At 47.1% G+C, this 21,561-nt stretch carries 29 protein-coding genes; 23 read left to right on the top strand and 6 right to left on the bottom strand.

All coding sequences use genetic code 11. The annotated features are described in order from the left end of the window. Positions 1 to 190: 190 nt before the first annotated feature. From TY03_RS05070 to TY03_RS05055, 4 genes are read right to left on the bottom strand one after another with little or no spacing between them, the layout of a single operon-like run. Positions 191 to 1,432 (bottom strand): phage portal protein family protein, encoded by a 1,242-nt coding sequence (locus TY03_RS05070; protein ID WP_042367945.1) that lies wholly within the window; start codon positions 1,430 to 1,432, stop codon positions 191 to 193. A 46-nt stretch (positions 1,433 to 1,478) separates the two neighbouring features. Further along, positions 1,479 to 1,901, bottom strand: coding sequence for a phage protein Gp36 family protein (locus tag TY03_RS05065; RefSeq protein WP_042367943.1), 423 nt, complete (start codon positions 1,899 to 1,901; stop codon positions 1,479 to 1,481). Between the two features lie 2 nt (positions 1,902 to 1,903). Beyond that, positions 1,904 to 3,478: a hypothetical protein gene (locus tag TY03_RS05060; protein ID WP_042367940.1), complete on the bottom strand. Its 1,575-nt coding sequence runs from the start codon at positions 3,476 to 3,478 to the stop codon at positions 1,904 to 1,906. Between the two features lie 15 nt (positions 3,479 to 3,493). Continuing rightward, complete coding sequence (locus TY03_RS05055) at positions 3,494 to 3,934, bottom strand: helix-turn-helix domain-containing protein (protein ID WP_042367939.1); 441 nt, start codon at positions 3,932 to 3,934, stop codon at positions 3,494 to 3,496. Between the two features lie 148 nt (positions 3,935 to 4,082). Here TY03_RS05055 and TY03_RS05050 point away from each other — a divergent pair, with 148 nt between their 5' ends. The 22 genes from TY03_RS05050 to TY03_RS04945 all read left to right on the top strand — a co-directional run bounded on the left by TY03_RS05050 (position 4,083) and on the right by TY03_RS04945 (position 17,075). Continuing rightward, positions 4,083 to 5,201, top strand: a complete 1,119-nt coding sequence (locus TY03_RS05050; protein WP_042367937.1) for a head maturation protease, ClpP-related — start codon at positions 4,083 to 4,085, stop codon at positions 5,199 to 5,201. Positions 5,202 to 5,236: 35 nt separating this feature from the next. After that, on the top strand, positions 5,237 to 6,298 hold the full coding sequence (locus tag TY03_RS05045; protein WP_052332440.1) for a hypothetical protein: 1,062 nt from the start codon (positions 5,237 to 5,239) through the stop codon (positions 6,296 to 6,298). A 73-nt stretch (positions 6,299 to 6,371) separates the two neighbouring features. Continuing rightward, entirely contained in the window at positions 6,372 to 6,587 is a 216-nt protein-coding gene (locus TY03_RS05040; RefSeq protein ID WP_042367933.1) for a hypothetical protein, read from the top strand. Next, complete coding sequence (locus TY03_RS05035; protein ID WP_042367931.1) at positions 6,580 to 7,815, top strand: DUF2586 family protein; 1,236 nt, start codon at positions 6,580 to 6,582, stop codon at positions 7,813 to 7,815. Before TY03_RS05040 ends, TY03_RS05035 begins: the two co-directional genes overlap by 8 nt. Before the next feature lie 4 nt (positions 7,816 to 7,819). Next, positions 7,820 to 8,236: a hypothetical protein gene (locus TY03_RS05030; protein WP_042367928.1), complete on the top strand. Its 417-nt coding sequence runs from the start codon at positions 7,820 to 7,822 to the stop codon at positions 8,234 to 8,236. Positions 8,237 to 8,257: 21 nt separating this feature from the next. Then, positions 8,258 to 8,575: a hypothetical protein gene (locus TY03_RS05025; RefSeq protein ID WP_042367925.1), complete on the top strand. Its 318-nt coding sequence runs from the start codon at positions 8,258 to 8,260 to the stop codon at positions 8,573 to 8,575. Positions 8,576 to 8,616: 41 nt separating this feature from the next. After that, on the top strand, positions 8,617 to 8,811 hold the full coding sequence (locus TY03_RS05020) for a hypothetical protein (RefSeq protein WP_148335580.1): 195 nt from the start codon (positions 8,617 to 8,619) through the stop codon (positions 8,809 to 8,811). After that, positions 8,808 to 9,461: a DUF6046 domain-containing protein gene (locus tag TY03_RS05015; RefSeq protein WP_042367921.1), complete on the top strand. Its 654-nt coding sequence runs from the start codon at positions 8,808 to 8,810 to the stop codon at positions 9,459 to 9,461. The genes TY03_RS05020 and TY03_RS05015 overlap by 4 nt, the downstream gene beginning before the upstream one ends. A gap of 5 nt (positions 9,462 to 9,466) precedes the next feature. Beyond that, positions 9,467 to 10,432 (top strand): hypothetical protein, encoded by a 966-nt coding sequence (locus TY03_RS05010; protein WP_042367919.1) that lies wholly within the window; start codon positions 9,467 to 9,469, stop codon positions 10,430 to 10,432. Next, positions 10,429 to 11,016 carry a hypothetical protein gene (locus tag TY03_RS21395; protein WP_052332395.1) on the top strand — a complete coding sequence of 196 codons (588 nt, stop codon included), beginning with the start codon at positions 10,429 to 10,431 and terminating at the stop codon, positions 11,014 to 11,016. The genes TY03_RS05010 and TY03_RS21395 overlap by 4 nt, the downstream gene beginning before the upstream one ends. Before the next feature lie 4 nt (positions 11,017 to 11,020). Further along, on the top strand, positions 11,021 to 11,332 hold the full coding sequence (locus tag TY03_RS05000) for a hypothetical protein (protein ID WP_042367917.1): 312 nt from the start codon (positions 11,021 to 11,023) through the stop codon (positions 11,330 to 11,332). A gap of 15 nt (positions 11,333 to 11,347) precedes the next feature. Continuing rightward, on the top strand, positions 11,348 to 11,605 hold the full coding sequence (locus TY03_RS04995) for a hypothetical protein (RefSeq protein WP_316929653.1): 258 nt from the start codon (positions 11,348 to 11,350) through the stop codon (positions 11,603 to 11,605). Continuing rightward, entirely contained in the window at positions 11,598 to 12,095 is a 498-nt protein-coding gene (locus TY03_RS04990; RefSeq protein ID WP_042367914.1) for an N-acetylmuramoyl-L-alanine amidase, read from the top strand. The genes TY03_RS04995 and TY03_RS04990 overlap by 8 nt, the downstream gene beginning before the upstream one ends. Next, positions 12,092 to 12,613, top strand: a complete 522-nt coding sequence (locus TY03_RS04985) for a hypothetical protein (RefSeq protein WP_042367913.1) — start codon at positions 12,092 to 12,094, stop codon at positions 12,611 to 12,613. Before TY03_RS04990 ends, TY03_RS04985 begins: the two co-directional genes overlap by 4 nt. Continuing rightward, positions 12,610 to 12,882 carry a hypothetical protein gene (locus TY03_RS04980; RefSeq protein WP_042367912.1) on the top strand — a complete coding sequence of 91 codons (273 nt, stop codon included), beginning with the start codon at positions 12,610 to 12,612 and terminating at the stop codon, positions 12,880 to 12,882. Before TY03_RS04985 ends, TY03_RS04980 begins: the two co-directional genes overlap by 4 nt. 2 nt (positions 12,883 to 12,884) lie before the next feature. Continuing rightward, entirely contained in the window at positions 12,885 to 13,721 is an 837-nt protein-coding gene (locus TY03_RS04975; protein ID WP_042367910.1) for a hypothetical protein, read from the top strand. 3 nt (positions 13,722 to 13,724) lie between these two features. Then, a complete protein-coding gene (locus tag TY03_RS04970) occupies positions 13,725 to 14,480 on the top strand; it encodes a hypothetical protein (protein ID WP_042367908.1) in 756 nt (251 codons plus the stop codon). After that, entirely contained in the window at positions 14,477 to 14,752 is a 276-nt protein-coding gene (locus tag TY03_RS04965; RefSeq protein ID WP_042367906.1) for a hypothetical protein, read from the top strand. Before TY03_RS04970 ends, TY03_RS04965 begins: the two co-directional genes overlap by 4 nt. Positions 14,753 to 14,765: 13 nt before the next feature. Further along, positions 14,766 to 15,005, top strand: coding sequence for a hypothetical protein (locus TY03_RS04960; RefSeq protein ID WP_042367903.1), 240 nt, complete (start codon positions 14,766 to 14,768; stop codon positions 15,003 to 15,005). Between the two features lie 123 nt (positions 15,006 to 15,128). Then, positions 15,129 to 15,758, top strand: a complete 630-nt coding sequence (locus TY03_RS04955) for a BACON domain-containing protein (protein ID WP_042367901.1) — start codon at positions 15,129 to 15,131, stop codon at positions 15,756 to 15,758. A gap of 73 nt (positions 15,759 to 15,831) precedes the next feature. After that, positions 15,832 to 16,140, top strand: coding sequence for a hypothetical protein (locus TY03_RS04950; RefSeq protein ID WP_042367899.1), 309 nt, complete (start codon positions 15,832 to 15,834; stop codon positions 16,138 to 16,140). 197 nt (positions 16,141 to 16,337) lie between these two features. Beyond that, positions 16,338 to 17,075 carry a Mom family adenine methylcarbamoylation protein gene (locus TY03_RS04945; protein ID WP_042367896.1) on the top strand — a complete coding sequence of 246 codons (738 nt, stop codon included), beginning with the start codon at positions 16,338 to 16,340 and terminating at the stop codon, positions 17,073 to 17,075. Here TY03_RS04945 and TY03_RS04940 read toward each other — a convergent pair. Together TY03_RS04940 and TY03_RS04935 are read right to left on the bottom strand one after the other, a co-directional pair. Next, positions 17,062 to 17,598: a phage virion morphogenesis protein gene (locus TY03_RS04940; RefSeq protein WP_042367895.1), complete on the bottom strand. Its 537-nt coding sequence runs from the start codon at positions 17,596 to 17,598 to the stop codon at positions 17,062 to 17,064. The two genes, TY03_RS04945 and TY03_RS04940, sit on opposite strands and share 14 nt — an antisense overlap. Positions 17,599 to 17,622: 24 nt before the next feature. Then, complete coding sequence (locus tag TY03_RS04935; RefSeq protein WP_187373974.1) at positions 17,623 to 19,434, bottom strand: phage tail tape measure protein; 1,812 nt, start codon at positions 19,432 to 19,434, stop codon at positions 17,623 to 17,625. 205 nt (positions 19,435 to 19,639) lie between these two features. On the opposite strand from TY03_RS04935, the gene TY03_RS21390 reads away from it, so the two are divergent. Next, the gene (locus TY03_RS21390) at positions 19,640 to 21,550 is read left to right on the top strand and encodes an endonuclease/exonuclease/phosphatase family protein (RefSeq protein ID WP_052332393.1); all 1,911 of its coding nucleotides are present in this window, start codon (positions 19,640 to 19,642) and stop codon (positions 21,548 to 21,550) included. The last annotated feature ends 11 nt before the right edge of the window (positions 21,551 to 21,561 follow it).

The raw sequence follows: 21,561 nt of genomic DNA, 5'->3' as shown, positions 1-21,561 counted from the left end.
TCGTGCGTGATCTCGCTTTTTTGCTCATGGATACGCGCACACAGGCTCTTTATCTCATCGGCAAAATCGGGAAGTTCTGTGTTTAAAGCAAGAAAGCCCGGTACGGGCGGATATAAGTACCGGGGTGTATCATTAACACCTCCGGATTGAGGGTTGGTGCGAGTGGGGCAAGCCTCGGTGGAGGTTGCCCCTACTGAAAATCCGCCAGGAAGCCCCCCAGCTTCGCGGTAGCTCTGACAGGTTGGGGTGCTCCACCCACGGGAATAGCGGCTGAAGGGGCAACCGGTTCTCCTGTGATGGGTATATTAAACGTCTTGCTAATCCACTTGGTTGGAATCGGATAGCCACGCTCGAGTAGTTTCATGATGATTTCAAAGTAATCTTTGAGGTCGAGCTTGATGCTGGCGTCAAAAACAAACTCATCAGTTTCGGGATTTACATCCCAGCCGGCAGCCTGCATGATACGAAGCAACTGACCGTTGACGGTAAAGGTGACGATACGCTGATCGGCGGCGGCTATCTTTTCATCAAGGTTACGCTCGTGCACTTCGGATTGCGCGCGGGATGCGCCGTTATCGGATACCATAGTGCCTCCGGTCAATGGTTTGCCTATTTCAGTGTTTATACGTTCTATCTGCTTGTCGTAGACTCTAAAGGCATCGGCGCCGGCAAAAGGCTTGATGTCGATGGTAGTGCCTTCGGGCAGAACCGCCTGAGCAGCTTCGCCCAGAGCAGAAAGCAGGGATTCGATTTTGTCGATATCACCTTTCGAGGTCTTATTGGTTGTAGCGGTAATCAGGGGTTGCCCGTATTTTTCAGAGAACTCAGCCCATGATTGCTGTGCATTGCGCTTCCAGATGAGCTGTCCGCAAATGTTCGCCATGAGTCCAAGATCGGAGGGTTTACCTACATGAATGAGGGTATCTTCAAACCCCGTAGCGTAAGAGATACCGGTAGTGGCATTGACTTCGGGTAGTACCGTGAGCAGCGTAGGTACGACGTTGCGGCGGGGTACCAGCGAGAAGCTCATGGTTGCCGGGTCGGAAAGCTCCAGTAGTGTGTATCCGTAATAAGGGCTTTCCAGCACATCCTCCATGAAGTTGTAGAACCATTCGGTTTTGAACAGTTTTGTTTTCTCTTCGTTGACCTCGCCCGTGGCACGGTCTTGGATAGAGAAAGGGGTACACAGCGTGGCAGCTTTTCGCAGTTTTACCTGTGAGATGAAATGGCCGTCGTCTTTGAGGTTATCGTACAGGTCTTGGAGGAGGTAGAGGCGCGGAGTATTGATATCGCCTGCCAACTCGAGCGCCTGGCGCCATTTACGTATCTCGGCACGGGTTCTGTCTTTGAATTCGCCTACAATTTTGGCAACAATCAAATTGTTTTGTTTTGCGCCCGTTTGCGGGACTTTCTTTATCTGTTTAGCACACATACGATATTGTTCTTTAAAAGTTTATTTAAATCAGTTTAAACGGGTTTTAATACTTGTTCTCGTTGGGTTTGTATCGGGAGGAGATGCGGACGTCTCCGCAGTAGTCCTTTGTGGGTATTTGCGGCAGGTCGGTGGGTGTCTCTCCGGAGCCGACGGAGGTGAGCCATGCCAGTGCATCGTCGTATCGGATTTTGCGATGTTCGGGGGTGGATTTGGGAGACTTCTTGCTCCACAGGTGATAGATGGTCAGGTCGATGGTAATCATAACAAGGTATTCGTCCCTGTCGTCTCCGATGGCGGCGAATAGCGTGTTACAGTCGTATCGACCTCCCAAATGCTTGCGTATCTGGGCGATGGCGAAACGTTCGGCCTTTAAGATGGCGGCACGGTCGTCGGTACCGTCCAAAAGGCGCAACAGCTCTGTGCGCGCCTGTACCTCGTAGTCTGATTCTTGTATGAAATTTGCCATAATTAGTAGTTGTTTTTAGATTTTGCACGACGCTCTGCCCGGCTGATGGTGCGGGTGTCGAACTTCTCTACAAAAGTGATTTTGTTTAATTTTGATTCGGCTCCGTGCCAGGCATCGGGCCCGTCATCGTTAGCCTGTGAGCCGCGTTCGAAAGCAAGGAACTGATCGACCAGCGTAATAAAGTCCGGATTATCTTTCATGGCTTCATTGAAAATGACATTGTGCCGCTCGAAGAACCCGGCGGTGGATTCGACGCGATCGAACTTGTCGGTTTTACCTCGCTTATCGGCCACGACGGGAATGTGGTAACCGCGCTCATCGCCTTCGGTGTCGAAGTCGTTGACAAACTCGTCCATTGCGAATAAACCCTCAATGAAGTAGGAAATATTAAAACGACTCAGACGTTTGTCTTCGTAAAGATCGTACAGCCACGAGGCGCATTTAGCGCGGGAACCCCGGCGAAGGTAGACGTAAATAATGTGATACTGACGCCCTGTTTTGCCGACCAGTAGCATAGCCTTGTAGTCTCCGGCAGCTTTGTAGGAAAGGTCGCCATAGAAACACAATCCATCGTACTGACTTAAGAGGAGCATTTGCCCATAGATAATATCTTCGTGCTTGAATACGGCACCGTCTTGTATGTGCACATGCATGTACTCGCGCATGAAAGAGCGGTAAGGTGTGGAGTTAAACTTCTTTCTCCAATACGCTGCATCGGACTTTTCCGGCCACTCCGGGGTGAAGTCGGTGAGGTTCTTGACTGCACAGACTTTGAGAATGTAATAATGCGAGGTATCACCCTCTTGTGCGGCCTGCTGCTGTCCCTGCAGGTAAAGCTGTCGCATACGGTTGGTGATACTGTTTTTATGAAAGTTGTTGTTGGCATAGATGAAGCGGTCGGTGGCATCAGGGTCTGAGTCGAAGCACCCCCATACGTCCTCGGTGATAAACTCGATGGCCTCGCGCATGAGCTTGTTGTTATTGACGTGGCGCTTGTTGTCTACGTCGTCGACTACAATGTAATCGGGGCGGTTCTCATCTTCGCGCGAACCACGGGGAGACTGCATAAAGCCCAGGGCGCTGAATTTAGTGCCGTCGGTGGTAGTAAAATCGCCATCCGCCCAATCGCCGTACTTAAAGCGCCGGCCGTAGTCGTTGATTAAACGCTGGTTAAACTGTAGCTGTGCCTGAAGCGAAGAAAGAAGCTTCTTTGCCTTGGGTTCGGTTTCGCCGATGAGCAGCATGTAATGCATGTCGTTCATCGCCAAGTACAGAAACAGAGGAATACCCATGTCGATGTGTACGGATTTGGCGGCAGAACGGTACCACTCGGCCAGTGCACGAATATGGCGGTTCTTGATAATCTCTTTGGCCAACTTCTTGTGGAACCATGCGCATTTCTTTTTGGCATAGTTCGGGAAATAGTACTCGAACCATTTGATGTAATCGGCTTCGAGTGACTTGATACGACGCATTTTGTCGGCCGGGCTTTCGTTGATTCGAATGCTGGTAGACTGGGCTATGCGCTGGCAATGCTTGTCGTAGTCGTTGAGTAGCTTGTCGTATTTGGTTGACATATTGGTAGTTTGCTGTTACGCCTCGAGGCTTATCCGGTATTGCAGGAATAGCTTGTGAAACTTGGTGAATAGAACGGCGGTGGCAGGTTCCTGATCTGCCATCCAGTTGTCGAACTCGCGAAACACATCCATCACGGTGCGAACGTTTATTTTCTTGTCGAGCCGATCGATGGCAGCCATCAGCTTGCTGATCTGATCGGAGTTGATGGTACTGGTTTCACCCTTGGCGACTTTGTAAGCCTCGCCCATGAGCAGCTCTTTGATTTTAAGGGGCGTTAGCTGAGTTTCATTTTTACGCTCATCCCAAGATGGTTCTCCTTCTCTGCCCTTCTTCCATCTGCTAACGGTCTGCTCGGTTACACCGAGGTTTTCGGCTATCTCACGCCCGGTGAGCGAGAGGCGGATGTACATATCTTCGGCTATCTCCCGTTTCTTTTCGTTGGTAATTTCTGCCATAATTGGTAATCTTTTTAAGCAAAGATGCAGGCGAAAAGGGACAGTTTAAAAGAAGTGTTCAACCCTTGAAAAGAAGTGTTCAAGGTATGTACAGATAGTTGCAAGGGGCGAAAAAGCACGTTATGTTTGCTGAAAAATAATCGACGCAATGGCAAAGAAGATTGAAACAGTACGACTGTACGGAGAGATTTACCCGTATGGCATTAACTCGGCAAACGCTTTTATCGGGCGATTTGATGAAGCCTGCAAAGGAGCCACCGAAGTGGATGTATATCTGCATACACAGGGGGGCGATGTGCTGGAGGGAACACTGATCTATAACCACATGAAAAGCTGTGGTATTCCGGTGAACGTATATATCGTCGGGGTGTGTTGCTCGATGGGAACGGTGATTATGATGGCCGCCAACCGGGTGTACATGTGTGAGAATTCTTACCTGATGGTACATGCACCATCGGGCGGATGTTTTGGGACGGCGGTAATGATGGAGAAGGCAGCCAAAGGGTTGCGTGGAATGGAGAAGAATTTCAAGAAGATATATGCTGCCAAAACGGGGAAGAATGAAAAGGAGATTGAGGAACTTTTGGTAGGTGACAACTGGTTTACAGCGCAAGAAGCGGCGGACGAAAAATTGATAGACGGCATTGTGGCTCCTATTGCCACAGGTGTAACGCAGGTTTCCGCGGAGGAATTGAAGACGCAAACGCCCACGGCGCTGTACAACCGGTTCTCTGCTTGTTTGACGAAAGGAGAAACAGAGGGGAAAGAAGGATATAGTATTAATCATAAAACAGAGAGTGAAATGGACAAAGCAGGTTTGATTAACGAGTTTGCCCTGACGGGTGTAACGGCACAAAGCAGCGATGTGGATGTGCAGAATGCGCTTCGCGCAAAGCTGGACGCAGAAACGCGTCGGGCGGACGCGGCAGAACAAGCAAACAAGGATGCGGAAAAGAAGCGTATTGAGGACACAATAGATGCGGCAGTACATGCAAAGAAGATCACGGCAGAGCAAAAGGCGCTGTATGTAGGTATCGGTGAAAAGTCGGGGCTGGAGGCGTTGATGGCGGTACTATCCGGATTGAAACCTTCCCCATCGCTTGTTGCGGCAACGCGCAGTGGAAATGCAGCTTCGGCAACCGCCGGAGGGGTGCGTGAGGGCTGGACATGGGAACAGTGGCAAAAGGAAGCTCCGCGCGAGCTCGAGGCGATGGCGAAGAGCGATCCGGAGAAGTTCGAGGCGCTGTACAATGCAGCATTTAAGTAATTAACGATTGACAATTGATGAAAGATTTGGTGAAGATGAGAAAGAAGACAGGTAGAATTATTTCGGCGCTTGTTGCGCTGGTAGTCAGTGCGGTAATGGGGTGTTTGATCGCCCTTTGTTTGGGGCTTCCTCTGTGGGTGGGAGCCATTGGGATGATGGTGGTGGCAACAGTCGCCAGTTTTGTAAGGTTGCCTAACGGATTGCGTGCGGGTGTGTATGTCGAGGTATGGACACGGCAGGTGGTGGAGCACTATACGCATGCGATGGAGAATACGTTTCTGGATGGGGTTCCGGACTTTAGTCAGTATGCGGAGAATAGCACGATACACCTGAGCGACGTGTCGGGAGACCCGACTGTATTGGTGGATAATACGACTTATCCGCTGGAGGTGGAGACACTCGCAGATGGGGATGTGTCTATCGGATTGAGTAAGTTTGAAACAAAACCGACTGCGGTCACGGACGATGAACTTTACGCGCTTGCTTACGATAAAATGGCGTTGGTTAAAACCCGCCACGGGGACAAGTTAAGCGAGGGTATGCTGGATAAGGCGATTCATGCATTTGCCCCAACTGAGAACACGGCAGACACTCCGGTACTGGAAACATCGGGAACTCCGGACGAAGACGGACGTAAAAAACTACTTCGCGCGGATATTCTTAAGTTGCGCAGAAAGTTGGACAAACTCAAAGTGCCCAAGAAAAACCGCAGATTGGTGCTCTGTAGCGATCATATCAACGACCTGCTGGAGGCTGATCAGAAATTTAAAGACCAGTACCACGATTACTCTACGGGGGTGATTTCTAAGATGTACGGCTTTGATATTTACGAGGCAGCGAACTGCCCGCTCTTTGACAGCACAACCAAGAAGAAAAAGAGCTTCGGTGCAGTGGCCACGGCCAACGATTTTGAAGCCTCGGTATTCTTCTATGTTCCGCGCATGTTCAAGTGCAAAGGCAGTGTTAAGATGTATTACAGCAAGGCAGAGAACGACCCACTCTACAAACGTAATACGGTCAGCTTTACGGCACGCTTCGTGGCGCTACCTCAAAAGAAAGAGAAAGCAGTAGGCGCCATTATCTCCGTAAAAGGTTAATAAGAGCGATTTAAACGGTGTTTAAACAAGAGAGAAGGCATTGCTGCTTTCTCTCATAAAACTAAGAAAAGACATGGCGAAAAAGAGTGTAGATAAGAAAGAGGAGATGCAGCGCGTTTGCGAGCAGATGGGTGTGAATAAGTTGTATTACAACACTAAGGGTGAGTATTTCACCGAACCCGGCTATGCGTATGCCAGCGAGGCGGGTGATAAGAAAAAAGTCGGGGTTTATATCGCGACGGCGGATAAAGAAGAGGTGAAGGAGCCTGAAGGAGGGACAGATGAATAACCGGATAATTATCGGCAAAGGCAAAGTTGGCAAAAGCGTGCTGGGTGGAGTTGAGAAGACATCGGCACTGGTTGGCTACTTTGGAAATCTTAGCAGTTTTGGCGAAGGTGAATTTATTCTGCTTTCTGCCGTAACGGATATGGCGGCTTTCGGAATCAATGAGACCACAAGCGGACTCTTGCACCACCACATTACCGAGTACTTCCGTATGGGAGGGAAAGGAGCACGGCTGTATGTGCTGAATGTGGAAAAGGGCGAAGCCGCCGGGCTTGCTGCATTGGTAAGCCACGCAAGCGTAAAGCGGATGATTGCGGCGACCGACGGGCAAATCTTTAACCTGGGTTTCTCCTATGTGCCGCAAACAGTGACGAAAGTAGACGGACTCCCGGATGAGATCATCCCGGCTGTTAAAGCCGCACAGGTGTTGGCAGACTGGGCGCAACAGACAAACAGGCCGCTGCATGTGGCGCTGGAGGGTGCCGGACTGGGAACCGTTACGGCAGCAACGATGGCGAATTTGCGCGAGTTAAAAACGGACAGTACGGCGGTTAATTGCCCGCAGGTATCGGTCATGATCGGACAAGATTGGGATTACGCAGAAACCCGAACGGGAGCAGAACAGAAATATGCCGATGTAGGGGCACTCTTGGGTGTTATGGCGGCACAGCCCGTGTCGTATAACATCGGCGAGGTGGCTACCATGATGCTGACTGATGCAAACCGGGGAAGTTGGGTAAATGCAGGCCTTTCCTCGCACGAAAAGGTAAGGGAGAAGGAAACGGAACTGAACGGTTTGAACTCAAAAGGCTACATCTTCGGCGAGTATTACTCCGGTGCGGTGTGCTTGAATGACGATCATGTATGTGCCCGGATAGTGGTAGACAAGGATGGGAACATAAGCGAGAGCACTATTGCGATGAGCCGGACGAACTGCAAGGTGATGCGGGAGCTTTATGCCGCCTACCTGCCCAAAATAAAGAGTACGGTGCCGCTCGATGCTAAGACAGGGAAACTGGGCACCGGAATGGTCAAATACCTCGAGGATATCGGCAACAACGTGTTTGCGAACATGACAGCCAAACAGGAGGTATCAGGCGGTGAGACTCAGGTGGACGGTGACAGCAACCTGATGGTGGGCGACCGGGTATTGAAGGTGTATTTCCGCTGGGTTCCGATGGGATGCATCGGGGTGATAGAGGGAACGGTAAACATTAAAACTTCGATTTAAGGGTATGAAATTAAGAAGAGACGGAAAAGCGTATGACGGCGGAGACGCCACGATTACAGCGCTGGGGCAGATTTGGGAAGAAGTCACAGCAATTGAGTACGGTTCGACACAAGAGCACCAGAAGAACTGGACACTGGGAAGCCGGGATGCTTCAAGTTGGAGTATGGGAAAGAAAGACCATACAGGGAGTATTACCATGATGATGAATCAGGCGGTAGCGCTGGAAAACGCGTGTGGGGGCGACCTGTTGTCGATTAAACCTTTTCCCATCAATGTGACGTTCGTGGACGGGTTTAATCAAATAGTGAACGATACGGTGTTGGCCAAGTTTCAGAGCCAAGGCCGCGATGTAAATACAGAGATGGGGCTTAACAAGCAGTACGAGTTGTTCGTACTTGATATTCAGTATGGTAATGTGTAATATTTTTAAAATCAAAAGAAGATGGGAATTACAAAACAATTGATTGAAGAGCAGAAAGCGAAATACCCGGGGTGTAAAATTGTCAAGGTAACCTATAAAGGGGACGATGAAAAGAGTGTAGTTCTCGAGGGGTTGGTGCGAAGCCCGAACCGGCAAGTTATTAGTGAAGCGGATAAATTTGATGCCACGAACCCGGGTAAGGCCAAGGAGATATACGTACGGAACTGTGTACTGACGGATGTAGAGAAGGTATTGGCAGACGACAACCTGTTTTATCAGGCTTATTTTGCAATTGTTGATCTGCTCCCTTTTCAGAAGCCCGAAGTAGAGATGTTATAGCGGGTTGCCCCCCGCTACTGGATACGGAGAATGTGGATTATGTGAGGAAGTATAACGCGCTGATGAGTTTTTATTTCCACATTCCCTTTCCGGAGCAACTCCCGGACGAAGTATGGGCGGAGAAAATGCGGCAGATTGAGTGGCTGTCCACTAAGGGGATGCTGGGCGTAAAGGTGGAAAAGCAAGCAATACAAACAACGCGGGTAGCACAAGCAACACAAGGAGGGAATAAATGAGATATACGGTTGACCTGATTACAAGGTATCAGAGTGCCTTTGGGTTTGTGAGCGGTACGCTGGCCGGAGAGCTGGAGGGAGCCTTAAACGGGGGGATATTCAGAGCCGGAGTAGCTTATAATGAAAGCCGATGGAAGGCATCCGGTGCCGACCAGGCGGAACCGAGGTATGACGTAAAGATGTATGCGCCGCGCGAGTGGCAATGGGCAGAAATGACCCTGAAGCACGAAAGGAAAGAGTTGCACATGGGTGTAGGAAGTTTGCTTTCTGAAACACAGGGCGTATATGCTCCACCTCCGCTAATGAGGTTTCGACGCACCAAAAATATCAATGTAACGGTGATCGACGGCGGGGATGAAGCTGAAATTGTGGAGAACTTCGGGGTGAACTCATGGGAGATAGACATTAGTGGGTTGCTGGTGGATATGGATGAGCATGGATATCCCGGGGAGAAAGTGAAAGAGATGGCTCGTTTCTTTGAAATTAACGATGTGATTGAAGTGGCCTGCCCGTTGTTGCTGGATATGGGGATTAAGTCGATTTATTTTAAAGAGCAAAGTTTTGAACCTGTGGAAGGATTCCCCGACACAGTCAAGTATACCCTCTCGGCCAAAAGCATTAAACCTGTATTGTTTTCATTAATCGTGTAAAAGGTATGTTGTATCTGAATTTATGTTCACGTCTGACCATTGAGCCACAAAAAGGTGGCAAGGTAGTGATTGACCGCATATCAGCGGCCGAGATCAGTAAGACGGTAGAGGTCTTGGGAGACATGGCTACGGTAACCATAGCCAAGCGATACGGAAACAGTTCCGGGGGATTGACGGAACACATAGCCGTAGGTGATCGGGCGCGGCTGGAACTGGGGTATAACGGTGAGTATGCAGTGGAATTTGAGGGGTATATCCGCGAGATCGAGAGCGGGTTCCCGATGAAGCTACATCTGGATGATGAAACATTTTTCCTTCGGCAGAACTCGTTTGTGAAAAGCTGGAAAGAGGTGACGTTGCGTCAGGTGCTGGAGTATATTGCACCGGGGTACAAGATCGATTGCCACGAAGCCTCGTTGGGTAAGTTTCAGATTGACAACAAAAGCACCTTATCAGTGATACGGATGATCAAAGAGCACTATGGTTTTTATACCGCCATCCGTGGCAACAAGATTGTGTGTAAGTTCAGGTATGAGATTGCGGACGCCAAGCAGATGCATGTATACGACTTCGCCAAGAATGTTAAGAACAATACGCTTAAATACAAGCGTAAGGAAGATAAGAAGGTGCGAATAAAGGCGATCAGTTACAACCGTGACGGAAAGAGGATGACGCAGACGGTAGGAAGCGAAGATCGCTATGCCGGTATCAGGACGCTAAGCTACACAAATAAAACAGAGAAAGAGTTACGGGAGTTGGCACTGGCGGAGTATAAGCGACTCCGTTTCGATGGATTCGAAGGAAATGTGACGGGTTTCGGAGTGCCGCGTACCCATGCTGGAGATACGGTGAAACTGATCTCCGAGAGAGAGCCGGAGCGCAACGGGGTGTATATGGTGGAGAGTGTGAAGGTGAGATACGGAAATGCTTATTATGAGCGGATTAACAAACTTAGCTACAAAATAGAATGACAGCAGAACAGGCTTTTGTAGAGATGGTACAAACACTGATGAGACGTTCGGGCGGACTGGAAGCCGGTTGCCGGGTCTGCTTGGGGACTGTAAAGGAGGTAAATCGTAAAGAAGGCACCTGTGTGGTGGAACGGGACGGGAGCCCGGAACTCAACGATGTGAGGCTGAACGCGGTGATTGATGAAAAAATAACGAATTCCTTCACGGTGATTCCCTCCGAGGGAAGCTATGTGTTGGTGCTGTTATTGGGAGTGGACACTGAAGGGTTGATACTCGCCACTTCGAAGATCGACAGGGTGGTAGTTCAAACGGGAGATGTTTCGTTGGATGTATCGGCAGATGGCGTAGTGATGAACGGTGGAAAGTTGGGAGGCCTTATTGATATTGCCAAACTGACGCAAAAGGTAAACGCTTTGATAGACGCCTTTAACGCTCATACGCATACCATTCCTCCGGGGGCGATATCGACACAGGGAAGTGCGACAACGCAGGCAACGGTGGCTCCGGTGAGCGTCCCTGCAATACAAAAAGGGGCGGACAAGCTGGATAAGGGGGATTATGAGGATGAACGGGTAAAGCACTAATGCGATGGGTAGACGCGGGATTTTAATGGATGAGACAGGCGATTTAAGAGTAGAGGTGGTACGGGATGCTGCCGGGTTGATCATACAGGGATTAGTGGTCGGTGAAAGCGACTACGACCATGTGGCGTTGATCGTTGGCTCCAATCGGGGAGATTTTAAAGAATTTCCGGTACTTGGGGTGGGCGAACAGTATTTGAAAAGCGTGGGGCGGGTATCACAGATGCGGGCGGACATACAAACACAGTTGGAGCTCGATGGCTATAAAGCAGACGTTCAGGTAAGTGATACGGGAAAATTGGTGATTGATGTGGAATGACAATTAAAAGTGGGGATGATGAAAGAGAGGTTGAGTGTGCATCTATGGGTAGCGCTATTTCTGACAGTTTGCGGAGTGGCATTATTGTTTTGCGGTTTTTGGGTAAAGCCGGCAGGGGAAATACATAATTCGGTATTGGTGGCTTACGGTGAAATTTCGACGTTTGCCGGCACAGCGTTCGGTTTCAACCATTACCGTAAACTATCCTTTAAAAAGGGGTTGGACGATATAGAAAAGAAACTTAAAGAAAAGGAGATTTTAAAAGATGAATAAACCGAGTTACATTGTGATTCACTGTTCGGCAACACGCGGGGACAGGGATTTTACGGAGAAACAGATAAACGAGGCGCATGTAGCCCGTGGGTTTGGAAAATGGGGATATCACTACTACATCCGCAAAGACGGGCGGGTGATTCCTATGCGGGCGGAGAATGAAGTCGGAGCGCATAACAACTGCATGGTTCCGGGAATGAAGGTTAGTTATAACCGTATGTCAATTGGAATTTGCTACGAGGGTGGTCTCGATGCCAACGGGCGGGCGACCGATACACGCACACCTGCACAAAAGGAGGCTATGGCACGGTTGGTGCAGGATATCGCTTCACGTCATGAAATACTGGATGTGCTGGGGCATCGGGATACGAGCCCGGACAAGAACAGGAATGGAGTGGTCGAGCAAAGCGAATGGCTGAAAGAGTGCCCCTGCTTCGATGTGAAAGCCGAATATCCGGCTTGGTTACCCACTGTAATTGTAAAGCCATGAGACGCGTAGTAGTAATATGCACGCTGGTATTGCTGACAGCGTGCTCTACCAAGAAGGTTAGTACAGAGCAAACGGATTACACCAAGCTGGTAAGCGAACTTCGCGAGCGGATTGCACGCTATGAGAAGCGAATGGAGGTTTACCGGGATAGTATGGTGATGGTAAAGGGTTTGCTGGAGAAAAGCAGTAACGTGGCAGATAGCGTTTCTCATTTAGAAACATCGTATGCAAAGAGTGATGCAGCAATCAGGGGCGGACGGCTCCATCATTCAATCGAGAACAAGGATAGTATCCCCTCTGTGGTGAAATACGTGTTTATAGAGATCGAGAAAACGGACACAGTGTTTGTGGCGAAAATAGACACAGTGTACAAGGATAGGAATACGAAGATACAGACAGTAAAGGAGAAAAAACGCTTTGCGGGAGACTTCTTCTACACTTCGGGCTGCATGGCCTGGCTGGCAGTAGTCGGTGCGGGTATCTGGTTCTTGTATAAAGTAAAGAAAGGTGAGCGATGAAGGTGCGGGTGTTATCTAACCAAACATTAGCAGACATTGCCATACAGGTGTATGGTGGAGTTGAAGGAGTGTTTATTCTGGCAAAGGAGAATGGGTTGAATGTGACGGATGAACTGATGCCGGGACAGGTGCTGCATTATACCGCCACCGGGGTGCTGGATAAGGGGATAACAAAGCATTATGGGGTGAATGGAATTTGTCCGGCGACGCTGCATAAAGTAAATGGCGGCGGCGTTTTTGGCAAAAGTTTTGATTCTACATTTAGTTAAATATGGCACGAACGATTGAGGAGATAGGCAAAGGAATGAAGCAGGCACTGGTGGCGGACGCAACGATACAGGAGGCTTATGGGTTGGTGCCGGGGCGGACATTTGAGGAGCAGTTCTCGAAAGTAAGCATTGAGGCAACCCTGATCTATGTGGTGGCGTCCGCCATCTGGTTGCTGGAGAGGATATGGGATGCATTCAGGGAAGAGACTCAGCAGCGCATTGATGAATCGTATGTGACTTCTCAGCCTTGGTATTACGCCAAGGCGCTGGCCTTTCAGAAAGGGGATAGTTTGGCTTTTGATGAAAAGACGTATTCGTTTCGCTACCTGAGTGAAGATGAAGCGAAGCGCGTGATAAAGCATGTAGCCATTCGACAGGTGACGGATGAGAACCTGACAAAGTTGAAGGTTTATTTCAGTGGCGCCAACAAACAGCCCATTACGGGAGACGTGAGAAGCTCGTTCGAGGCTTATATGCGGGAGATTGGAGCGGCAGGCACGCATTATTTATTTGTGAGCCAGGCGCCGGATACGTTGCGTGTACATCTTCATATCTATTACGACCCGTTGGTACTGGATAGTACGGGTACAAGGCTGGAAGGCGGTGGAAAGCCCATCGAAGAAACGATTGAGAAGTATTTGAATGCACTGGAGTATGGTGGTGTGTTTTATGCATCGAAGCTGGTGGATATGATTCAGACTACTCCGGGGGTACGGGATGTGACGCTGGATGGCACGACGTGGAAAGGAACAAAAGAGAACCGACGCAGGATTGAGGCTGATTCAGGTGCGTTTGTGTACGAGAAGAATGCGGCTGATATTATTTACTCAATAGATTAAGGCATGAATGTAGACTGGAGGAAATGGGTAACGGAGATGCTTCCTATGAGGCTGCGAATGCCAAGGATGCGAGCCTTAAGCTTTGTTTTATGTCGTCCGATAGAGGGGACGTATGCGGAGTTTGCCCGATGGAGAAAGCGTATGCGCGCAAAAGCCGGAGGCAGCCCGCAGGTATGCATGATCAAGCGAACGGTGTTTGATGAACTTGGCATCATGATTGAGATATTGGAAGGAGACGGGAAGCCTGTGGACTTCATCATACAAACGGCTTTCACGGACACAGACAAGGAGCGGCAGTTATTTGCCTTGCTGGATAGGTATAAGCTTGCAGGGAAGTCGTATGCGTACGAGAACAAAGAGGTAGCATTTAATTGCACGTGGAGTAGCTATGTGTGCGAGGATAATCCTCTGAGGTTCGGGTGGTCGAAATGGGTCTGTGAACTCAATAAGCCGGAAGCCGTGAATACGATCACAATTACCTACTACTGGCAGTATGATGAGAGTTGGGGAGCTAAGATCATAAAGAAAATGAGGTTTGCCGCAGAGTATCCTGTGCAAACGGATTTGGATATCAGATCGGATGTGTATCTACTCAATCAACATCAACAGGGAGCCTTAAAAGCGACATATACACTCAAGGCAGGATATAGCTCCCATGTGGTGGATACGTGGGTAATTGATAGGCATGAGAATGAAAGTGTATCGCCTGCGTTTGATACGGTTTACAATTATAAATTAAAAATAGTTGACGTAGAATGAGTAGTAATACAGGGATGGAGCGAGCTTATGAGCTCACCGTTTCACGCAGAGTAAGTGGGGCGGATGTGGAGGGTTATCCGCGTATATACCGACTAACAGGTGAGTTTGGAACATTCTCTGCCATCAGGAAGGAAGAGGTGGCTACAATGGGGTTAACTCACTATGAGAAGCGACTTAAAGCGTTTGTACAGTATGTTGAAAACGCAGAGGTCGGGGTAAAAGTAAACACGGACGAAGCATACAGGAAGAACCTGACGGCTTGTCCTATCTAATAATAGACCGGATATGAGTGCAGAATTAAAGAAACGGGCTGAACAGATCAGGGAGGAGACGATAGACGGTGCAAATACGGCTGACCGTGTTGGCGGAGTGATGGTTGATACGGTTACCGAACTGGATGCTCTCAGTGCCAAGCTTGAGGAGTTTATGGGACTTACCTATATCAGCGCCATTGAAGTCCCGGCAGAGGGCGGAGGTGCAGTAATCGGAGTGAGAACAATGAGTAAAACATGGGAGGTTACGTGATGGATAATACAGGATAAAAGCATCATGGTATAGCTCTTCGGACTTAGGACACAGAGCCGCAATAGGGTACGATAAACAGTATAGATAAATAGTAGATAACAAGTATTTTAAACAAAGAATAATATGGCAAAAGCAGCATGGTGTACCGTTACACCAACCTCAGGTAAAGAGAACGGAACAATCAATATCAGTGCAACAGCACACACGGGAAGAGCGGCTCGTACTACCTCGGTAACGGTACAAGCGGCAAATGGAGAAAGACCATCTGCAAGTATCGCAGTAAACCAAGCAGCAGCAGCAGTTGCTACAACAATGGACGCAACGAAGCCAGATATCCCCAAAGAGGGTGGAGTCGTAACGATAAACGGGACCTCAAACAGTTCAAAACTAAATTGGACACTAGGACCATTCATCAATGGACAGATTGTTGCGATTGATGAAAATGGGTATCCGGTAGTCGTAAAAGTGAATAGTGTTTCCATTACAAAAAATACTCTAATTGCGGGTGATCCCGGTGCCTCTGCCGTATATAGTTTTGTGGCAACACTGACTGCACCAGCATCACCATTTGCTGTAGATGTACCTTTTAAATTTCGAGTGACGGATGATTCCGGTGTATCAAAAGATTGTTCCTTTACCGTAAAAGCAGGGAAGTCCACTTTAAGTGTAGATAAGTCCTCTCTATCGTTAGTTAATGCAGGGACAGCGCAGCCTGTCGCCATCACCTCTAACGACAGTTGGACGGTTTCATAGAAAAACCCAAAGGGCGTTCGACTATTACTAAAGGAGGCAATCGAGTGCCACTCTTTTAAATAAATGAAGTAAAATGAAAGTAATTAGAAACAGATTTATCCCATTTAAAGGGTTTAGAGCAATGAATGTATGTGGAGTGCTATTTGCGCGTAAAGAGGCTAAGATAGACAAGAAAACGCTGAATCATGAGCAAATACATACGGCTCAAATGAAAGAACTGCTTTACGTGTTTTTTTACCTGTGGTACGTACTGGAATGGATTGTACGCCTGTTTATGAAGGGTAATGCTTATCGTAGCATATCATTTGAGAGGGAAGCCTATGATAACGAAAACAATGATAGGTATTTGAACGAGCGCCGCAAGTTTGCCTGGCTCTATTAAAACGGAAACACTTATTCGGAGGCGAGTGTAAAAAGAAAGCCCCCGGCTCGTTAGTAGTTTTCGACCACATACTAACACAAAGATGCGCCAACACGCACAACCGAGGGCTTTAATGCCTTGGGGTTACGTGTTGGCGTATCTTTGTAGTATGTGGTCGAGCTGCAAAGGTAGGCATAATAATTAAAAATAATAATAATATGGATGAGATTATTAGAAATAGTTCACTTATGGGAGAGCTAGTGATTAAACAAGTTAGCAAAGAGTTAGCAAAAGAAATGATTGTGAAGAATCACTATTCTCACAAATGGAACAATGGAGGGTTCGGGAAGTATAACTTCGGAATATTTAAAAGAGGAGATGACAGGTGTTTGGGAGTAGCCGTGTATGGGTATATGAAAAATCCCAGAGCAAAGTTGTTCTCTCATCCTAACCCCGAAGCGTGGATGTGCGAGTTAAACAGAATGTGGATTGATGATGAATTGGGAAAGAATGCAGAGACACTTCTTATTGCGGCTTCAATTAAGTTGTTACGAAAGTTGGATAAAAACTGCGTAGCAATACAGAGTTTTGCTGATGGGAGACTTGGGTGTGGGACGATTTACAAGGCGGCAAATTTTCGGTATTATGGATTTCACTATACACGTTTTTTAGTAAATCAGAGAACAGGTGAGGTTGTACATGAGCAGCTCTTTACAAACACAACGAGCCCGGCTGGGTATGTACGCAATAATATAGCATACTTGCTAAAGGAATTTAAAATATATACGGTACGGACATATCGGTATGTTTATTCATTGGATAAAAAGTTCAAGTTTTATAAGGAAGAAAAGCCATACCCAGAATATCATCGGGGAATGGATGAGGTGATCTGGGAACGAGATATACAAAAGATTAAGAAAAGGCTTATCGGTATGATTGAGTCTATAACTGAATAGCTTTCTCTATTTCACTGGTCATCATGCCGGTTAGTTGATCGACAAGATACTGAGAGCGCCCGATGAACTGTCGTTGAATGAATGTGCGCTTATATTTACGCTTGTGGCTTCTAACGACATGGGCGCGAACGGTAGTGGCTTTAATTCGTTGTCCGGAGCGGGTTTTATGCGCTTTTCGCTTGTGGGAGCTGCGTTCATGAGTGCGTACGGTTTCCGTCCCGGAAAAGGTACCGCTATCGTTGTGTGCACGTGCATAAGGTACATCGGTACCAATAATGGCATAATTGATACCGATGTGAAGATCATGAATGCTTCCTTTGAGGCGCCCACTCTTGATAAGGGTGGAGCCTCCTTTCTTTTTGGTTTTAACCCACGGCTTTTCTTGCCTGTCAACCCAGTTCTTTTTGATAAAGCGCTCTTTAGAAAACTCGACGGCCTTTTTTGCCGCCTTGGCCGGAATTCGCTGAACGGCTCGCTCTATATTCAAGCATATACGGTTAAAGTCTTTTAGTTGGTTATCCATCTTTAAATACTGTTTAAACGCTGCTTAATAAGAGACTTCGACACTATGAATAATTCGTTTGCACATATCAGTAAACCACTGTTCGATAACTGTTGGCTCCATGTGTTGAAGTGTCGTTTTATCGGTGTTTATTCCTCCTTTATTAAATGCCTCGATATTTACCGTTAGATTACGTACCTGACGCGCAGAACCCGTGACGGCATCGAGGTTGTCGCCAAGAGGTGCCGGCGTGGTTGTGGAGCCTCCCTGATTGTTTGGGTTTAGAGGAACAATAGAGTCTTCTTTTTTTAATGGGTTTAGCCCGGAATTAGTTGTGGCTTTCCAGTTCTTTATAAGCAAAGACTCTATATTTTTCATCTGATCGACCTTTCCCTCACCTTCTGAGTTCATTAGCTTATTGTAGCCAAGCTTAGTGAAATAGGTGATAGGATTTCCGGTGTACATCCATAGGGATTTTAAATCGGTGGGCAATTTGTCTCGCTCGGTTTGAGCTATATCCAGCTTAAGCTCGGCCAAATTCTTCACAAACGTATCCTTATCCATATATTGGGCGTTGTTTATGAGATCGAAATACTTGTCGTTGGCTTTGCCGGCGCCCTTGTCGAACATCCCTTTCGCTCCCAGCGTTAGGCTGTTAACAAGTTCTACGGTAGCCAGCTTTAACTCTGCGATCTTGTATTTGAGAGGAAGCAGCGCTGTGCCGATCTCTATTTCCATTACCGCCAATTTATTGCGCAGTATTTCGTTCTGGTAGTTTAGATCGTTTTTTGCCAGTTGCATGGTTTTATCCATATCAAGTTTGGCACTATTGAAGTTCTCAAAAGTCGATTGTAGCTGTCCGCTTTTGTCGGTTGCCGCCTGTATCATAGCGATAAGCCCCTCGGAGCCGGAGAACTGATTTTTTAGACTTACAACCTGCTTGTCTTTATCGAGTCCTGCGAACTTTTTGTTTAGTTCGAGCATGAGGGTATCACCCTGTTTTATGGCGCCATTATTGTCATAGATGCTAATGCCTACTTTTTTAAACGCCTTAATAGTGGCGTCTTTGGTGAGATCATTAAACATCGACTTTGTAAGTGTGGCGGCTTCATCAACAGACTTTGTTTTAACAGTGAATAGTGCCAGCATTTTGTTGGCAGTATCAAAGGTTTGGTTATTGGAAGCAGCAGCGCCGGCATAGACGGACTGCACCTGTGCCAGTTGGTCAAAGGTGGTTACGCCAACTTTGACGGTGGCATAGGCAGAACGGTTGTACTCCTTTAGCTTCTCTTCCCCAAAGCCAAAGTTTGCCATACCTTTGGCCGTTCCTGCGATGTAGTTGTTAAAGTCGGCTTGCATGAGGTTGGCAAACTCCCCCTGTTGTTCTACAATACGCCGAACTTCGCCTCCAAACTTACCAGTGGTGCTCTGCACATCAAAATAGCCTGTAATGGATTTATTTGTGTCAAATCCTTTATTATATGAGGTATCCAGTACCATCCGCTTCAAAGAATCAATTTCCCTTTTGCTCTTATCGAGGTTTAGGTTAGCAAGAGTGCGGAATTGGGTGTTAAAGTCTGCGGCCTTTTGGGTCGTATAATCTATACCTTTACCAACCGCGAGTATGCCTGCGGCCGTTAAGGCAATAGGATTTGTAGCCATTTTAAAGGCATTGCCTATAAAAGGTACTTCGTCTGCTATTGCCTTTGAGTGTTTGGTGAAGTTGAATTTAAGTGTATTCATCTTCTTTTGCATCTCTCCAACCCCTTTAACGGTCTCTCTTTTTGCCTGATTTAAACCAGCCTTTAACTTGTTTTTGAGTTCAAGCATCAACTCGATCTTTGCCTGTCCGTTCATATCATCATCGCATTTCATTCCTAATGTGGCAAATGTAGAGATAGTTTTTGGAATAAACAATACGAAGAGGGCAACCCCGAAGAGTTGCCCAAACTAGAATTTATACGATTTGTTTTTTTTATTTGCACGATTTGATTTGGCGATTATAACAACTAGCGGAAGTGGGGTTATATAAATCGTCTGAAGAAGAGAAAATGTAAGCAACATGAAAATTAGAACTTTTATTATTGGCTTGTTCTGCCTGCTCTCTACCTCTGCCGAAGGACAAGAAAGTTTAGAACGTCATTGGAAACCCGGAATGGAAAAGATGCGTGTCATCTCGTACAATATTTTCAATGGATTTGATTGGGGTAAAGATGGAGATAGACGAGAACGGTTTATTCATTGGATGAAAGAGAAAGATCCGGAAGTGTTGGCTATGCAAGAACTTTGTGGATTTACGCAGGAAAGTCTGTCGCAATTGGCTAAACAGTGGGGACATCCTTATGCAGTCATAGTCAAAGAGAATGGCTATCCGGTTGGAATCAGTTCTAAAAGGCCGATTGAGTTAAAAAATAAAATAGTGGAGGGCTGTGGACATGGTTTACTGCACGTTGAAACTTATGGCTATGATTTTTTAGTAACCCACCTAAACCCGGGAAACACAAATAAAAGAAGAGAAGAGGCGGAATTCATCATTGACTACATCCGTAAGCATAAACTGGATAATTTTTTGCTGATGGGAGATATGAATGCTCACTCACCGATAGATGCCGAATATATGGAATCAAATGCCACAGAGTTATTGATGAAGTATGGGGGAACAAACAGTACGAATCTGATAAATGGAAAGTTTGATTATTCCATTATATCCCGTTTCCTTTCTTTTCCCATGATTGATGTATGTAGACCTTATGTATCTCCGGATAAAAGAACAACATTCCCGACACCTATTCTAATGTATCAGTCGAGGCATAAGAAGGTGCGGGCAAAGTGCGAAGAGCGGATCGATTTCATCCTAACTCCGTTGAAAGTGGCCGATAAGGTTGTTGATGCCTTTATCTGGAATGAAGGTGCTACCGTTTATTTATCGGATCATTATCCGATAGGTGTTGATCTGGTAATGGAGTCTCCTTCTACTACCACTACCACGAGCCCTGCCGGAGCAAGTAAAAAGAGTTTTGCAGACCAATGGCAGTTTGTAGGAACAGCTATTGAAGAGAACGGATATCATGTTTGGGGTTCCTCACCTATTGAAGGGAGAGACGGAAAGATTCATCTTTTCTCTACACGCTGGCAAACAAGTGCTTCTTTCGATCCCGGATGGCGTTCTGCGAGTGAGATTGCTCACTACGTATCTGACACTCCCGAAGGTCCATTTCGTTTTGTAGATGTAGTACTTGCAGGAACCGGAAAGGATACATGGGATAAATATGGCATACACAATCCGGCTATCCATCAGGTGGGCGATCAGTATGTACTACTCTATATTTCAAACAATAATTATCGCCAACCTCCTCATCCGGCGAATCAAAAGATCGGAATGCTGATTGCAGACAACTTGAATGGTCCGTGGAAGAAAGTAGGGCAAGACGGCTGTATTTTGTCACCTTCTAGCAATCCGGCTCATTGGACTTACAAAGCGAGTAACGGAGTAGTCAATCCGGCTTTGCTACAACACCCGAACGGTGGTTTTTTACTTTATTTTAAATCGCATAATGCTCAAATGGGCGTTGCTTTTGCCGATAATGTAGAGGGGCCATACGTGATGTATCCGACTCCTGTAACTAAAAACAAACAGGCGATAGAGGATGGTTATGCATTTGTTTACCAGAACCAAATCTGTTTGTTGACCACTGACAATCATGGTATCCTGAAAAAAGGGGGTGGCATTTTATGGCGTTCTGATGACGGCTTAAACTTTGATCAGTACGAACCCGGTTTTAATTTGTTTGAGGAGTATGTCGGTAAAAGGCAGCTTAGGAATGCCCGACAGATCTATGGGAGTATGCCTAAGTTTGAGCGTCCCCAAGTATTGATGCAACAAGGCAAGCCGGGTTATCTGTATGTTCCTTCGGGAGCTAATAAGGAAGGAAATAGTGGAACGGCTGTCTATGTTTTGAAGTTTAAAGAATGAAAATTAAAATG

This window comes from Bacteroides neonati, assembly GCF_000499785.1.
Taxonomy (GTDB): Bacteria; Bacteroidota; Bacteroidia; order Bacteroidales; family Bacteroidaceae; genus Bacteroides; species Bacteroides neonati.
This window is presented reverse-complemented; position numbering and strand designations above follow the sequence as displayed.